The organism is Bradyrhizobium sp. CW1 (genome assembly GCF_023100665.1).
Taxonomy (GTDB): domain Bacteria; phylum Pseudomonadota; class Alphaproteobacteria; order Rhizobiales; family Xanthobacteraceae; genus Bradyrhizobium; species Bradyrhizobium canariense_D.
Window position 1 is genome coordinate 308971 of record NZ_CP064685.1, and the last position, 14943, is coordinate 323913.

Here is a 14943-nt window from a genome sequence, read left to right on the forward strand (position 1 = left end):
AACGATGAGGGGCGACTCTTGGCTGCACTGCAACGCCGATGGCGCTGCACGATTAGGATGCGAAAAGGACAGGGTCGCGCTCCTATCGCTTGGGAAGGAGACCTGATATTTTGCCGCCGTAACCTTTTGATCGAAATCTTTGAAGACGCTCCAAATTTGATCGTACCCCGGTGGGGAGTTTTGTTCATGCAAAGCGATTTAAGGTGCGCCGGGCGTCACGCGGCGAGTGCCGTTGAGGTGGAAGAGTTCGCCGCCGAGCCTCTAGCGACCGGCAGGCCCGAAGCTGCAAACGATAACAACGAGGACGGCCCCTCGCTGCTCGTTCCATTTCCTGAGGGTTGGTACGCAACTTGTTGAAACATGGTCCGAGATCGGGGCCTAGCTTCCGAGTGCGCGTACTATCCGCTCGACCGTACGAAGCGGTGTTCCGCTTTTTTCTGCCGTGTCCTTTGCGAAGCTGCCCGTACCGCCAATTTGGCGGATTGATCTGCGGTCGCCGCCCTTCTTCGTCTCGGATGCACCGCCTCATAAGCCGGCTTCCGCTTTGCGACCAGCTTCGCCCGTTGTGCCGCCCTCAGGTCGCGGATCAGGTTCTCATCGATTTCAGCGAGCCAGACGATCCCGACTAAAAAGACGGCAGAACGAAATTTGCCGAGAGCAGGAACACTATTCACCGGGGCGAGGTTTGTTTTTCATCAGAGGCTAGGGATCGCGGAGTTCTCTTCCATGGCTACCCAGATCGTAATGGACAGCACAGGCGACAGCAGACATTTCTTTGAGCGAAAGGACCCGAAGGGGCTCGCCGAGGCTGAGCGGCGCTTCAAGAAGTTCACCGCCCAGGGATTTACCGCTGCCACTCGGACGCCGGCCGGCGATCTCAAGCTGATACGGTCATTTGATCCAACAGCGGATGAAACGCTGTTCTATCCGCACTTAGTCGGCGGTTAGAACCGTCCAGCATCAAAGATGCTTTTGTTCGGACGTAACGTCGCCCAGGGCGCGCGTCTACGTGCCCTGCGTGCCCTTTATCGGAGCTTCAACGAGCAAAATGGCCCGGAAGCGCGTGCACGTCGTCTTTTGCGGGAATGGTTATCTCCAGAACAGCGCGCGCAATTTGATGCCAATGGCTTTTTTGAAGTCGCTGGTTCTCTTACTGGCCGTCGATACCGAATTTATCAGGGCACGATGAGTAATGTTTTGGAGCTGGATGAACAACTGGAGCCTAAGGTGGGGTGGTGCTTCCTCCCCGAACGGGAGTTGGCAGTTGGCGATGTGATGCTCGCCCAGAAGATCGCACTCGAAACTGACGAAGCCGCAGTTCTCGCGATCGCGAAGTCGTTTTCTCCGAGACTGCCGTTTGTGCCCCGAGCAGTGCGGCGCGGTCACTAGAGCTGATCATGGGCGGGGCCGTCGCTTGTGACGGCGGCGACCCCTCGCCGCGAAGGCGCCGTTACGCGAGACGCGGACCACTTCGCGACTGCATCCAGCATGGGCGCTGGGCCCGATCGACGCAAGATCGTCCGTGCGTTAGTGTTACTTGAACCGCGGCCTAACTACGTTCGGCCGCTTCGTGGATCGGCCGCGTGAGACCATTTCCTCGACAGCTCGCAGCATCCGAGCGGATTCAGACCGAAGATGTTGAGTGTGCGCCGCATCTTTTGGCTCTAAGAATCTCGACGAGGAAGCGGTTCAATCGCGATGTGACGAGACGATTGTCAGAGTGTTGCGAGCGCAACGCCGTGATCTCTCCTTGTGTCTCGACTAAATCGAGCGGGTGATCATCCGGGATTATTCGTCAAAACGGGGCTCGCGCTATCCATAGCAAAAACGCGAAACCGACGCGCCGAATGTGATGGCGCGCCGACTTCGCCATTGATGGACCCGGACGGGGGGCAATGTCCGGTGTTCAGCCTAGCGTCGCCGGAGGCCGGGTCAACCTAAGTCGCGAATTAAGCTTGATGTCGGGGCTGCAGGTTAAATACCGGAACCCGAAATCGCAGACGGCGAAGCGTGCAGACAATCGGACGTTGGCTGCTGTGGCACGGGATGGTTCTGTTCCTATTGGGGTTGCTGACCGGCTTGGCCGAACAAAGCTTCTCGAACAGGAGGGTGGGCTTGCGGCGCACCTCTAGGGCGTCATGAACGGGACTTTCCTTTGGGGCTGGGGTGCTGTTGGACACAGGTTCGACTATCCGCCGCGCTTGAGCGCGGCACGTTTGCAGCGCTGGTGGCGGGGACATACGGCAATTGGGCGACGACAACGCTCGCCGCTGTGACCGGCACAGCCGCACTCTCACCCATCACAGCCGCGGGTCGAGGTGCGCCGGCCTGGCAAGAGATGCTGGTGACGACCGGCTTCGTGTGGGTTGGCATCCTGATGCTGGCCAGCTCTTGCATCGTGCTCTGGGGGCTGAGGCGATGAGGTGGGCAGAAAACAACCAGGATCTTCTGTCGGAGGTACCGTACCCGTGCGACGATCGGTTGGTAGTCCTGTTCGGGCCCATGTGGATCCGGCCTGCTTTGCAACGCACGCGAGCGTGGCTCGCTTCCGGATCTCCTGCTATACGGCAGCAACCCAGTTACGTAGGCCCTCGATCGTGCGAAAGCCGTCGGCGGCGTAGCAGCGCGTGTCCGGCTGAGATGCTAGCATCATCTCCGCCAGCGCGTGTCCGGGCCCGAGGTCTAGTACCTCGGTGACGCCCAGCTCTGTAAGCGCGTCCAGGGTTGCCGCCCAATCAATAGGATGGGCGACCTGGTTTGCCAGCTTCACCGTCGCGCCCGCGACCGAGAAGATGCGTTCGCCGTCACCGCCGGCAAGTAAGACGCGATGGTTTGCGACGGCCGCGTCCCTGTTGACATCGAGTGCCTGTTGCAGAGGTTGGCAGGCCTGCGCGAGCCTTGTCGTATGCGACGCGATTTTGACGGCCAGAAGCCCCGTTCGCACTCCTTTCCGGGCAGCCTCGTCGCAGAGCGCAATGACCTCCCGCTCCACGCCTCCGATCACGAAAAGAAGGTCCGGATTCCTGATCGCGATCTCGCAGCGGTGCTTTGCAAGCAGAGGTTCGATCGTAGCCCGGTCGAGCCCGCGGATGTAACCCAGGCGACCGGTGGGCCCCGCTGCGTTCTCCATCAGCCGGGCACGAATATTGGTGAGCCGCAACGCTTCTTCGGCAGTCCAGATTCCCGCGATACTCCAGGCCGCCATCTCGCCGACGCTATACCCGGTGACAGCGGTCTCTTCGGTCAACAGGTCAGCGATGCAGGCGTGGGTCGCGAGAGCCGATGTGACGGTCAGGATCTGGCTGGCATAATTCTCGGACAGTTGCTCGGGGGTGCGCGTCCGAACGAATTCCCGCGGGTCCTCACCGAGCCAAGCCGTCGCCGCGGCGAAGATTGACTCCGCGGCAGGCTGGTCCGCGACAAGATCAAAGATCTTGCCCGAAAGCGCACCTTGTCCGCCGCAGAGCAGTGCTAACATCCGCGATCTATCCCATCGACGAATAGCGCCATTGCCAGCAGGTCTGCGGAGCCGCCGGGACTGAGATTGCGGGTCAGGAACGCTTGGTGAATGTCGGCGGCACGCCTGCGCCATTCCGGTGATCCAACACCGCCGGCGGAAAGGAACGCTGACGCGCTGGCTTGCGCGAAGCACAGTCCCTCGAGCCCGCCTCGATGCAGGAGGTTGGTGTCGGTGACGCTAGTAATCAAGCTCATGCACGTCTGAACGCGAGCGGCTTCCTCGTCATGAGGTGCAAGCTCGCGCGCTGCCTGCAGCGCGGGTAGGGCGATGTCGTAGACAGACGGGAAACCGTCGGCGGCTTCCCCCCTGGCGCCCCCGGCGCCATAGCGCCGCGCGGCCACAGCGCCGTGGCTGCGCAGCGATACCGGGCCAGATAGGATGTCCTCGCCCCAACGCTCCGAAACCAGCCGGCCAAGAGATTTGCGAATGCCGACGGCACTCCGATAGCCGGCCGCGGCGCAGAGCAGGCCAAGTCCGAAAATCGCGCCGCGATGGGTGTTGACGCCGGAGGTCGCAGCCATCATCGCGCGCTCCGCGGCAACCCCGATGGCGCGCAGCCGGTTCATGCCCGCACCTGCGGCGCCCGCGAGGGCGAGATCGCTGAAGAAAGGCATCAAGGTCTCAGCGCTCAGGCACAACAGCCCGGCGTCCATGTCGCGATGCGCACCGTTGTCGACATGGCTGACAAGCCCGGGCTTCGGATAGGTTTTTACTTCCAGCTTCAGGCATAGCGAAGCAAGATGACCGAGCTGCTCGGCATCAAGCGCGCCGCCCGGCTGTGATTGCCATCTGAGCGCAATGGTCATGAGACATGACCTGTGAGGAAGGCCGCGCGAGTCGTGGTGGTCACTCCTGCCGGGCTCTTCACAAGCACTTCGTCTTCGTCAGTGCCGGTCAGTTCGCGCCATTGAACCCCGCCGGCGGGACCTGTGATCTCACCGTCCAGCCGCATCGGCGACTGCTTTGCGATCCGCGCGATGTCGGACAACAGAATTCCTGTCTTGTCGGCCGACGAGAGAGGCCACAGCAGATCGAGGTCCGAGCACTCCGAAAGATAGGGCAGGCCGGTGAGGTGCTGCCACGCAAGGCTGCCATAGGCGCGGGTCTCCGGCAGGAGTTGGACGAGTTTCTCGATCGTCTCGCGCCAAGCGGGCGGCGCCGCGGCCGCGGCGTCGGCCAGCAACGGAGGCTGAGCGAACGCGACGATATCGGCTGCGGCCAGCGAGACCGCAATACGACGTTTACCATGGCTCGGCGGCAGCGGCAGTCCGAGCGGAACGAGGCCTGCAGTATCGCTGCAAGCCGGTCGGCGAACGACGAGAGGACGGCCGACGTGCGCCCAGCCTGCGACGATCGGCTCGCTGGCGAGTTCCGGATAACGCTTCATCACGGCCGTCCAGCCGGCGGCTGTGACCTTGACCATGCTGTGGCGCGCGAGAGCTTCACCCATTTGGCGCTCCTTGATGTGAAGTGGCTGAGACGACAACGCGCTCGGCAAGTTCGGCCGCTTTCCGCCGGCCGCCACGTTGGGCACCGATCTGGCCGCGATCATCCTGTCCGTGCGGTCGTTGCAGCACGGCCGCAAGCTGCGGCGCCAGCGGCGCATGTTCATCCCAGACGGCGTGAATGCCGCCGGTCTGCACCATGTTGTCGAGCCCGGGCGCGAACACCGGCGTGGCTTCGGCCCTGGCTTTCAAGACGTCGATCGGAAGCTTGGTGACCCGCGCCATCGACGGCAGATCCATCACCGCGGGATGCGCGCCGGGCAGCGCCACCAGCGTGCCGGTGGCAAGCGCGGTGGCGATGAATGCGCCGGCGGCGCTGCCGCCATAGAGCAGGCCGACGGTGCGGTGTCCTTCGGCTTCCGCCAGCAGCAGGGCCTTGGCGAGATGCGACAGATACTCGCTGAGGCCCAGCAGTTCGTCGCGCTTGCTCATGCGCTGGCTGGCGGAATCCACCAGGAACAGGATCGGCGCACGGTCCTTCGTTTGGACGATCTCGACCAGCCGCCCCGCGAGCATGATGACTTCGTCCACGCCGAGCGGCTTCCCCTGCGTGATGCCGAGCACGTGGATCGGTCCGCCATCAGGCAGGGTTGCTTGTCCCGCGATCATCGCGCCGGTCGTTTCGATCTTGCGGCCGTTCGGGAATAGGCTGGCCAGGATGTCATCGAGCGTCATCGGCATTCTCCCTGTTGGCTGCCGCGCGAAGAAATGCGCCGCTCGGAAGTGCGGGAATCTCGGTCGGCTGCCCGATGCCGAGCGTCTCCCAGATGTCGACGGCGTCCTTGGCCTCACCAAAACGCTGCAGCCGTCGTTCGAGGCGCTTCTGCTCGGCCTCGAGAATCTCGGCGTCGCATCGTCTGGCTATTTTGATCGCGTCAATGGCCGCCTCGCGAAACGCCGTCGCTTCGTCGTCGACGAAGATATCGGCACCGCCGATGAGATAGCGGTGCTTGCCGCCCATCGTGCGCCAGACCAGCGCGCGGTCGCGCGAGTCGAATTCCTCGATCCCCTTGTTGGTTTCGATCACCTCAGGGCCGCTGACGCTGAGCCGCCCCTGTTCGGAGATGATCAGCCGCGAGCAGGTGCCGGCGATCAGGCTGCCGCCGCCATAGCAGCCGGCGCGCCCGCCGATCAGGCCGACGACGTGGATGCCGCCGCGGCGTGCCTCGATGATCGCGCGCATGATCTCGGCGATCGCAAGCTCGCCGGCATTGGCCTCCTGGAGCCGCACGCCGCCGGTGTCGAACAGGATCAGCAGATCTTGCTTGAGCGTGCGAGCTGCGCGCAGGAGGCCGTTGAGCTTGGCGCCGTGGACCTCACCGAAGGCGCCGCCCATGAAGCGTCCTTCCTGTGCGGCGACGAACACCGGCGAGCCATCCAGGCGACCGCGGCCGATGACGATGCCGTCGTCGAACTGCTCCGGCAGGTCGAAGATCGCCAGATGCGGGCTCATCTCGCGCTGCTCGGGACCGATGAATTCGGCAAAGCTGCCGGCATCGACCAGCGCTTCTATGCGTTGCCGGGCGCTCGCCTCATACCAGCTCAGCGAAACCGTATTGACTGTGGCCACCGTCATCGTTCCGGCTCCTCGATCTTGCGGATGCCTTGCGCGAGCCGCAGCGCGACCGTGTCGGGTCGGGCTCCGCCGTCATTGATGGAGATGCGCAAGCCCCCGGCAGAGCGGCGGGCGACGAAATCGCGGACCACGGCGTCCCACACGGGGCCAAAGCCGTGAGCTGCGGTTGCGATGTCGATCGTGCAGCTGTCTGCCGGCGAGGTCCGTTCCAGCAGCACTTCGAGATTGCCGGAGGCGACCACGCCGACGATCGCCTGCGCGCGGGTGCCGCCGGCGCGGTTCGGTGCAGTCAGTCTGAAGCTGAGCTTTTCCATGCGAAACTCCTCACCAGTTGCGGAAGCGGCTGGGCGGGCGGTAGAGACCGCCGGAAGCCAGCATGAGGTCCTTGATCGAGCGGGCCGCCAGCAGGCGCCGGTCGGCGTCAAGCGGATCGATGCCGAGATCCTCGGGACGGCGGATCACGCCGCGTTGCCGGAGCTGCTCCACGAGCTTTGCATCGCGCGCGCGCCCGATATCGGTGTAGCCGGCAACGCCGCGGATCGCCTGCTCGCGCTCGTCCTTGCTGCGGCACATCAGCAGGTTGGCGATGCCTTCCTCGGTGACGATGTGGGTAACGTCATCGGAGTAGACCATCACCGGGGCTAGGTCGAGGTCGAGCTTGCGCGCCAGCTCTAGCGCATCGAGTTGCTCGACGAAGAGCGGGACATTGCCGTCACCGAATGTCTCACCGATCTGCACCACGAGCTTGCGGCCTCGGCGCAGGGCAGCATTGGAGGCGGGGTCGGCCTCGGCACCCGCTTTGAGCCAGGGTTCGCTCGGGTGACGGCGCCCGCGCGGATCGGAGCCCATGTTGGGCGCGCCGCCGAATCCCGCGATGCGGCTCGTCGTCACCGTCGAGCTGTGGCCTTCGAGGTCGATCTGCAACGTCGATCCGATGAACATGTCGCAGGCATAGAGGCCCGCCGTCTGGCAGAAGGCGCGGTTGGATCGCAGCGAGCCGTCGGGACCCGTGAAGAAGATATCGGAGCGCGCCGCAACATAATCCTCCATGCCGACCTCCGATCCGAAGCAGTGGATCTGCTCGACCCAGCCGGATTCGATCGCCGGAATCATCGTGGGATGCGGGTTGAGCGCGAAATGGGTGCAGACCTTGCCCTTGAGGCCGAGCTTCTCGCCGTAAGTTGGCAGCAAGAGCTCGATTGCGGCGGTGTTGAAGCCGATGCCGTGATTGAGCCGGCGCACGCGGTAGGGCGCATAGATGCCCTTGATGGCGAGCATCGCCGTCAGGATCTGGGTCTCGGTGATGGCCGCGGGATCACGGGTGAAGAGCGGCTCGACATAGAAGGGACGGCCGGCTTCGACCACGAAATGCACGAGGTCGCCGGGAATGTCGACGCGGGGCACCTTGTCGACGATGTCCGTGACCTGCGCCACGACGAGGCCGTTCTTGTAGCTCGTCGCCTCGACGACGGTCGGAGTGTCCTCGGTATTTGGCCCCGTATAGAGGTTGCCGTCCCTGTCGGCGCTGACGGCCGCGATTAAGGCGACGTTCGGCGTCAGATCGATGAAGTAGCGGGCGAACAACTCGAGATAGGTATGGACGGCACCGAGCTCGATCTTTCCCCCGAATAGCATCCGCGCGATCCGCGCCGACTGCGGGCCTGAATAGGAGAAGTCGAGCCGCCGCGCGATGCCCTTGTCGAAGATGTCGAGGTGGGATGGGAGGACCACCCCGGACTGGACCATGTGGAGGTCACGGACGTCTTCGGGGTCAAGGTTCGCGAGCGCTGAGGCGAGGATGTCAGCTTGCTTCTGATTGTCACCCTCCAGGCACACCCGGTCTCCTGACCGGATCACCGCATTCAAAAATGCGGGCAGGCTCGGGATCGGGACGACCTTTCCCTTCGCGTGCTTTCGGCCGGCCGCCAAGCGCTCTCCCAGGGCGGCCCTTTGCATACCCCAACTACTCATTTCGGCTCCTTGGCATGCGAGGTTGGCTTCCACGAGTCAGAGTGTATGCGTATTGCCTTCCGATGTCAATTAATGTATACGCACGGCAGGAGACAATGGCATACACAGGAGGGAACTTTCGATGCGAGTGCATACACAGCTTCGATCTCTGGGGGTCAGCGCCCCGCTCACAGCCGGGAGGCGCCCGTGACCATTTCCGGCGTAGCTCTGCTCGCGATCTGCACGCTGCTCGGGGTCCTGCTCGGCGACCTGCTCGGCGTCGTCCTCGGTGTGAAGGCCAATGTCGGCGGCGTCGGCATTGCGATGATGTTCTTGATCGCCGCCCGGCTATGGCTGCTACGGCACGGTCTCCTCAGCCACGGGCTGAAGACAGGCGTCGAGTTCTGGGGCAGCTTCTATATTCCCATCGTGGTCGCCATGGCCGCGCAGCAGAACGTCGTCGCTGCGGCAAAAGGCGGTCCCATCGTTGTCATTGCGGGGATCGGCGCGGTGGCGGTGTGTTTCGCCCAGGTCGCTTTGATCACTCGACTCAGCGGCCTTGTCGAGACGATGGACGAGATCGAGGCGCGCGAGGCGATCGAGGCGAATGTGCCCCACTTCAAGTCCGGGAGGATCGGATGACCATGATATCCCACGTTCTTGCCGCAAACTCGCTGATCACGGCGTTCGCCGCGGTGGGCATCCTGATGTGGATCTCCGGAGCGATCTCGAAATATCTCACCTTCGGGCGCATTCACGCCTCGGCGATCGCGATCATGCTCGGGCTTTTGCTCGCGTTTTTCGGAGGCCTCGCCACCGGCGGTGAAAAGGGCCTCGCCGACCTGCCGGCGCTAACCGGGATCGGACTGATGGGAGGCGCGATGCTGCGGGATTTCGCCATCGTCGCCACCGCCTTCGAGGTCGACGTCGTCCATGCGCGCAAGGCCGGACTGATCGGTGCGGTCGCGCTCGGATTGGGGACGGTCGTTCCGTTCATTCTGGGCGTTCTCGTCGCCGCAGCCTTTGGCTACACTGACGCCGAATCGCTGACGACGATCGGCGCCGGCGCGGTCACCTACATCGTCGGGCCGGTCACGGGAGCGGCGATTGGCGCCTCCTCGCCGGTTATTGCGCTGTCGATCGCGACCGGTGTATTCAAGGCGGTGATCGTGATGATCGGTACGCCCTTTGTTGCGAAGATGATCGGCCTAAATAATCCGCGCAGCGCAATGGTGTTTGGCGGCTTGATGGGTACGGTCAGCGGCGTTTCCGGAGGCCTGGCGGCAACAGATCGGCGTCTGGTGCCTTACGGCGCATTAACAGCAACGTTTCATACCGGGTTGGGATGCCTCGTCGCACCGTCCATTCTCTACTTCACGGTGCGCGCAATCATAGGAAGCTGAATGGCAGGTCTGTTTAAAGTTGCGGCTGAGGCAGAAGAAGATGGCGGCCTTCTCTCCGATCGCGTCCGTAATGCGCTGACCGACGAGATTGCCTCCGGTGCGCTGGCTGCCGGTTCGGCGCTGGAAGAGCAGCAGCTTGCCGATCGCTTTGGGGCTTCCCGCACGCCGGTGCGGGAAGCCCTCCGGCAGCTTGTCGTCAGCGGGCTCGTCGAGGTGCGGGGCCGTCGCGGGCTCGTCGTGGCACGGATGACACCCGAACGCATCATGGACATGTTTGAAACCAGCGCAGAGGTGGAAGCCATGTGCGTCAGGCTCGCGACCTATCGCATGACACCGCTGGAGCGCAGCGATCTGATCGAGCTCCACGACAGCTCGCTGGCAATGGTCGACGCCAACGACGTGGATGCCTACGATGCGTTTAACCGGCTGTTCCACGAAGGCATCTATAGCGCAACGCACAACGCGTTCATGGCCGAGCAGGCGCAGGAGGTCCGTGCGCGTCTCAGCGCCTTCCGCCGCACGCAATTGCGGCAGGGCGATCGTATCCGCAAGTCCCGGGACGAGCATGATTCTATCATGCAGGCGATTGCGGAGGGCGATGGCGATACGGCCGCTCGCCGAATGCGCGCGCACATGTTGAACGCCGCCGCGGCGCTTCGGCGCTACATCGACGACCGCGCGGGCGGAGAAGGTCGAGCGTGACAGTAGGATCCCCCAACTTGCGCGTTTGGTGATCAATCGAGTGATCGGATGAGATCTCCGCCTGCTATTCAGGCCGAGGCTTCGTTCGTTGGAGTTGCGACTAGTTCAGCCACCTTGTAGGAATCGAGCTACTTAGGGGCGACATGGGTTGAAGACAACCTTCAAATCAAGCATTTGCACTATCTCCTCGTTTTGGCGCGAGAACGGCATTTTGGCCGGGCGGCAAAGGCATTGCTGATCAGCCAGCCGGCGCTGTCTCAGGCAGTCCAGCAGATTGAGAAGCGATTTGGTGTTGCGATCGTGCTTCGGCACCAATCGGGCGTCCATGGCTTTTCGGCCAAGGACGAAAACATTCTTCGCATGGGCGCGACAGGCGCTAGCTGACCATGATCGGCTTGTTCACACCGCAGGCGACGCGGCTAGTGACGAACTGTGCGGGAACGCTCAAGATCGACCTTGCACCTGTAGCGATGTCGATCGTGTCGCTCCTCACGACATCGTTCAGCGAACGATACCTGAACGTCACCCCGACGGTGCTGTCCCGCAACCTGACGCAGATCGGCGGCCTAAGCCTAGTGCGGTGCGAAAGTAGGGCGACAACGGAATTAACGGTCAGCCGCAATGTGCTACTTTCAAAGATGAGCCCATGCAAATTAAACGCTCTGTCACAGCAAGAACTCGCTCAACGAATCTCTCGAAAGGATTCCGCGAAGCTCGTCAGCCCAGCGACGTTCAGATCTGATATTGCGTCGAATGAACGTTTGTCGTCCGTCCAGCTGACGATGCTGTATCCGCCCTTCTGTCGAATCGCGCCGTTCTCGGGCGCCCCATCGTGCAGGGTCTTAGTCAAGCTGATGAGGTGTTGGCGTCTGCGATACACCAGCGTCGGTAAGGGTGTGCCGGATATGACGTCTATTCGCCCCCCGAGCAACTCGAAAACCCTGGCCGACCAGATCTACAACCTGGGGGCCTTGCGTGATCCGGCCGTTGAACCATGGCTTGAAGGTATGTTGATCGGAGGAACTAACGTCCGTCGGGTGCGAGGACATGAGCGAACGCAAATGTCCGTCAAGGAGCTGACTGGTTGAGCCGAGTGGTTCGGGTTGAAGAAGGGCGATTGAGGTCAATGATCCGGAAACGCCCGCCACAATCATCAAGGAAGCGGCCAGGAGCACCTATTGCGGCGATTGACTGTTGCAAGAGACTAAGGCAGTGCGACTGCCGCTTTAGATTGCTTGTCCCAACGCCGCTTTAGGCATTCAATTCCATCACCGCGATTACGCTCTCGTCGCTAACCGGCAACCGACCAGGCTTCCAGCCCGCACTCTTCAGCACGGCGTGACCGAAGAGGACAAAGGCGCCAAGCAGGAGAAGCAAATGTCCAAACTGTCACGACGAGAATTCATAGCTGCGACATCTACGGCACTCGTCACTGCGCCGTATGTGCGCGGGGCCTATGCGGCCGGCAAGCTAACCATAGGCTTCTGGGATCACTGGGTTCCCGGAGCGAACAAGGGCGCGACGGATCTTGTTACTGAATGGGCCGAGCGGGAACGCGTTGAGGTTCAGATTGATTACATCACGAGCCAAGGCAACAAGCTTCTCCTGACCGGCCAAGCCGAAGCACAAGCGAAGACCGGTCACGACGTATTGCGTCAGGCGACCTGGCAGCCCCACAGTTTCGCCGAGTTGCTTGAGCCAGTTGACGATGTGATGGAGCCCGTTCTCAAACAGAATGGCAGCGTGAATGAAACCGTCAACTATCTTGCTCGAGCTAACGGTAGATGGATCGGGGTTCCCGCTTGCCAGGGCAGCCAAATCCAGCCCCCGTGCTCCCGCATCGACCTGATGAAGGAGCATGCCAAGATCGATGTGCAGGCGATGTATCCAGCGGGGTTGCCGCCGAAAGCCGAACATTGGACCATGGATACGTTCCTGAAGGCAGCTGAAGCCTGTCACAAGGCGGGTTTCCCGTTCGGGATTGGACTCGGCGATACCAACGATAGCGTGTGTACCGCCGGAGCTATCTTCCAGTCATTCGGCGCTCATCTTGTTGATGCCGATGGTAATCTCACGGTCAAAACCGATGAAGTACGGCAGGCACTAGAATTCTATAGGAGGTTGTTGGCTTTCTTGCCGCCAGATGTGGGCGCATGGGACGATGCATCGAACAACAAACTGCTGATAGCCGGAAAAGCCGCCCTAATTTTCAATCCGCCGAGCGCGTGGGCAGTTGCGAAGCGCGACGCTCCGCGACTCGCCGAACAATTGTGGACCTACGGGTTCCCGGCTGGGCCTAAGGGGCGCTTCGCGCCGTATCTTCCCGCGTTCTGGACAATCTGGGCTTTCTCCAAGAACAAGAAAGCAGCAAAGAGCCTGCTTGCGCATTTGTCGCAGCCGTCATCGACCGAGAAGCTTGTGGTCGCCAGCGCCCGTTATGACCTGCCGGCCTATGAAAAGCTGACGACGATGCCCGTATGGGCGGAAGCGGAGCCACCGAAGGGTACGCTCTATCACTATGCTAACCCGTTCAATCATCAAAACCTATCCATTGCGGGGTGGCCGGCCCCGCCGAAGGTCGCGCAGCAGATCTACACGCGCGCGACGATGACCAAGATGGCGCTGCGCTACTCGCAGGGCGAGCCACTGGAGAAAACACTCACGTGGGCAGAAGGCGAGTGCGAAGGGTTCATGCGAACCTGATAACGTCGGTGCCCACCCGGACGGTTAGACGTTGAGCGCGCATCCGCTATCAAAGCTAGCAAGTACATTGCAAATCGTCGATTCGTAGTGGCGCGCTGTGCATGAGCGCCACTGCCTATTGTGGCCAAAAGGCCATGGAGTGATTCAGGTGGCTCATCAGGTTGGTGAACGGGGCCTACGGATGCTGCCCGTTGTGCAATCCTAATGCCTCCCGTTAGGAGTGGCTGTGGACAACTGAGCTCACAGCAAGCATCTCCTCGCGACCGCAATTTATACGCTCAGCAGCTTGAAAACGAGTGTGTGAGAAGCGGCGAAGTGTACACCTTCGCAGCTGTTGCTGAGTCAAGGAATTCCGACATTGGCCTCTCCTTCCTACGCATTCACCGGCTCAGCACCTTCCGGTACGTTTTCTCGGTTGCCGAAATACCTTTCCGTCTGGACATCAGCTTAAGTTGACCCTTAGATTACGGCGAGCCTTCGGCTGGTTACCTTGAGCCACCGGACGTTGCTCCATCCGGGTTCACCATGGCTAGGTCGTCGAGTCGTCGCGCCAAGATACTCGGCGCGGCGGCTTAGTTTATCCGCCGCACGGACGAGCTTCATTTGCCGAACAAGTTCGACGATGATCGCTTCGATCTAGTTGAGATGCGACGACAGATCACGCACTTGCGCTCGCAACACTCTGACACATCTTCTGGTCACATCGGGATTGAACAGCTTTCTCGTAAAGACTGCATTTATATCTGAGCCGACGGATGCGGCACACGCGCAGCACTTGCCGTCCAAATTAGCGCGGACTGTGCAAACTGTTGAAGAGCTCGTCGCGCGGAACCAATCCCTCACGCCATCAGGCACCGTCAAGTGGTCCAATTAACATTAACGCACAGACGTTCTTGCGCGTGGCGCCAGCGGCGCCGATGCTCGATGCAGTCGCGAAGTCGTCCTCGTCTCGCGTACTGGCGTGTTCGCGGCAAGGGGCTGCCGCCGTCACAAGCGGCGGCCCCGCCCGTGATCAGCTCTAGTGAGCGCGGCGCATCGCTCGGGGCACAGACGGCAGTCTCGGAGAAAACGACTTCGCGATCGCGAGAACTGCGGCTTCGTCAGTTTCGAGCGCGATCTTCTGGGCGAGCATCACATCGCCAATTGCCAGGGCCCGTTCGGGAAGGAAGCAGCACCCCGTCTTAGGCTCCAGTTTTTCATCCAGCTCCAAAACATTAGTCACGGTGCCCAGATGAATTCGGTATCGCCGCCCGGTATGAGAGCCAGTGACTTCAAAAAAAACCATTGACATCAAATTGCGCGCGCTGTTCCGGAGATAACCATTCTCGCAAAAGACGACGTGCGCGCGCTTCCGGGGCTCGCCTCGGTTAATAGTGTTCCTGCTCTCGCAACTTTCATTGTACCTTCTTGTTGGTCAGCGGTCGTCTGCTGGCCTAGACGGACGAAAGCCTAATCCGCCGCGACCTGACGTCGGCGCAACGGGCGAGGCTGATCGCGAAGCGAAAGGCGGCTTATGAAGCCGTGCATGAACCGCCGAGGGCTGTCGGCGGGCGGGCTTCGGCGACGAAGCAGGGTCGAAAGTTA

At 61.7% G+C, this 14943-nt stretch carries 15 protein-coding genes and 1 pseudogene; 7 read left to right on the forward strand and 9 right to left on the reverse strand.

The features are described 5' to 3' along the window. The first annotated feature begins 726 nt into the window (after window positions 1-726). Both IVB54_RS41065 and IVB54_RS41070 read left to right on the forward strand, forming a co-directional pair. Window positions 727-948 carry a hypothetical protein gene (locus IVB54_RS41065; RefSeq protein ID WP_247298876.1) on the forward strand — a complete coding sequence of 74 codons (222 nt, stop codon included), beginning with the start codon at window positions 727-729 and terminating at the stop codon, window positions 946-948. 18 nt (window positions 949-966) lie between these two features. Next, on the forward strand, window positions 967-1389 hold the full coding sequence (locus IVB54_RS41070; RefSeq protein WP_247478101.1) for a hypothetical protein: 423 nt from the start codon (window positions 967-969) through the stop codon (window positions 1387-1389). A 1171-nt stretch (window positions 1390-2560) separates the two neighbouring features. On the opposite strand, the gene IVB54_RS41075 is transcribed toward IVB54_RS41070, so the two are convergent. Genes IVB54_RS41075 through mdcA form a run of 7 tightly spaced genes read right to left on the reverse strand, consistent with a single transcriptional unit; the run spans window position 2561 to window position 8572 of the window. Then, a complete protein-coding gene (locus IVB54_RS41075) occupies window positions 2561-3478 on the reverse strand; it encodes an acyltransferase domain-containing protein (protein ID WP_247371421.1) in 918 nt (305 codons plus the stop codon). Then, window positions 3472-4326, reverse strand: a complete 855-nt coding sequence (gene mdcB, locus IVB54_RS41080) for a triphosphoribosyl-dephospho-CoA synthase MdcB (RefSeq protein ID WP_247298869.1) — start codon at window positions 4324-4326, stop codon at window positions 3472-3474. The genes IVB54_RS41075 and mdcB overlap by 7 nt, the downstream gene beginning before the upstream one ends. Beyond that, a complete protein-coding gene (mdcG, locus tag IVB54_RS41085) occupies window positions 4323-4970 on the reverse strand; it encodes a malonate decarboxylase holo-[acyl-carrier-protein] synthase (protein WP_247478106.1) in 648 nt (215 codons plus the stop codon). Before mdcG ends, mdcB begins: the two co-directional genes overlap by 4 nt. Continuing rightward, on the reverse strand, window positions 4963-5700 hold the full coding sequence (gene mdcE / locus IVB54_RS41090; protein ID WP_247371417.1) for a biotin-independent malonate decarboxylase subunit gamma: 738 nt from the start codon (window positions 5698-5700) through the stop codon (window positions 4963-4965). The genes mdcG and mdcE overlap by 8 nt, the downstream gene beginning before the upstream one ends. Continuing rightward, window positions 5687-6601 (reverse strand): biotin-independent malonate decarboxylase subunit beta, encoded by a 915-nt coding sequence (locus tag IVB54_RS41095; RefSeq protein WP_247371414.1) that lies wholly within the window; start codon window positions 6599-6601, stop codon window positions 5687-5689. Before IVB54_RS41095 ends, mdcE begins: the two co-directional genes overlap by 14 nt. Then, window positions 6598-6915: a malonate decarboxylase acyl carrier protein gene (mdcC, locus tag IVB54_RS41100; RefSeq protein WP_018456505.1), complete on the reverse strand. Its 318-nt coding sequence runs from the start codon at window positions 6913-6915 to the stop codon at window positions 6598-6600. The genes IVB54_RS41095 and mdcC overlap by 4 nt, the downstream gene beginning before the upstream one ends. Before the next feature lie 10 nt (window positions 6916-6925). Next, window positions 6926-8572 (reverse strand): malonate decarboxylase subunit alpha, encoded by a 1647-nt coding sequence (mdcA, locus tag IVB54_RS41105; protein ID WP_247369429.1) that lies wholly within the window; start codon window positions 8570-8572, stop codon window positions 6926-6928. A 186-nt stretch (window positions 8573-8758) separates the two neighbouring features. Between mdcA and madL the strand changes: the two genes are divergently transcribed. Genes madL through IVB54_RS41120 form a run of 3 tightly spaced genes read left to right on the forward strand, consistent with a single transcriptional unit; the run spans window position 8759 to window position 10656 of the window. Continuing rightward, on the forward strand, window positions 8759-9193 hold the full coding sequence (gene madL / locus IVB54_RS41110; RefSeq protein WP_247777615.1) for a malonate transporter subunit MadL: 435 nt from the start codon (window positions 8759-8761) through the stop codon (window positions 9191-9193). Then, the gene (gene madM / locus IVB54_RS41115) at window positions 9190-9954 is read left to right on the forward strand and encodes a malonate transporter subunit MadM (protein ID WP_247298855.1); all 765 of its coding nucleotides are present in this window, start codon (window positions 9190-9192) and stop codon (window positions 9952-9954) included. Before madL ends, madM begins: the two co-directional genes overlap by 4 nt. Then, a complete protein-coding gene (locus IVB54_RS41120) occupies window positions 9955-10656 on the forward strand; it encodes a GntR family transcriptional regulator (protein ID WP_247369423.1) in 702 nt (233 codons plus the stop codon). Window positions 10657-10788: 132 nt separating this feature from the next. Here the strand turns inward: IVB54_RS41120 and IVB54_RS41125 are convergent, their stop codons facing one another. Next, window positions 10789-10983: a hypothetical protein gene (locus tag IVB54_RS41125; RefSeq protein WP_247375540.1), complete on the reverse strand. Its 195-nt coding sequence runs from the start codon at window positions 10981-10983 to the stop codon at window positions 10789-10791. Window positions 10984-11042: 59 nt separating this feature from the next. Between IVB54_RS41125 and IVB54_RS41130 the strand changes: the two genes are divergently transcribed. Together IVB54_RS41130 and IVB54_RS41135 are read left to right on the forward strand one after the other, a co-directional pair. Beyond that, entirely contained in the window at window positions 11043-11744 is a 702-nt protein-coding gene (locus IVB54_RS41130) for a hypothetical protein (RefSeq protein ID WP_247777616.1), read from the forward strand. 289 nt (window positions 11745-12033) lie between these two features. Further along, window positions 12034-13359 (forward strand): extracellular solute-binding protein, encoded by a 1326-nt coding sequence (locus IVB54_RS41135; RefSeq protein WP_247478110.1) that lies wholly within the window; start codon window positions 12034-12036, stop codon window positions 13357-13359. A 1018-nt stretch (window positions 13360-14377) separates the two neighbouring features. Here IVB54_RS41135 and IVB54_RS41140 read toward each other — a convergent pair. Next, window positions 14378-14690: pseudogene (locus tag IVB54_RS41140) on the reverse strand (hypothetical protein). Window positions 14691-14943: the final 253 nt, after the last annotated feature.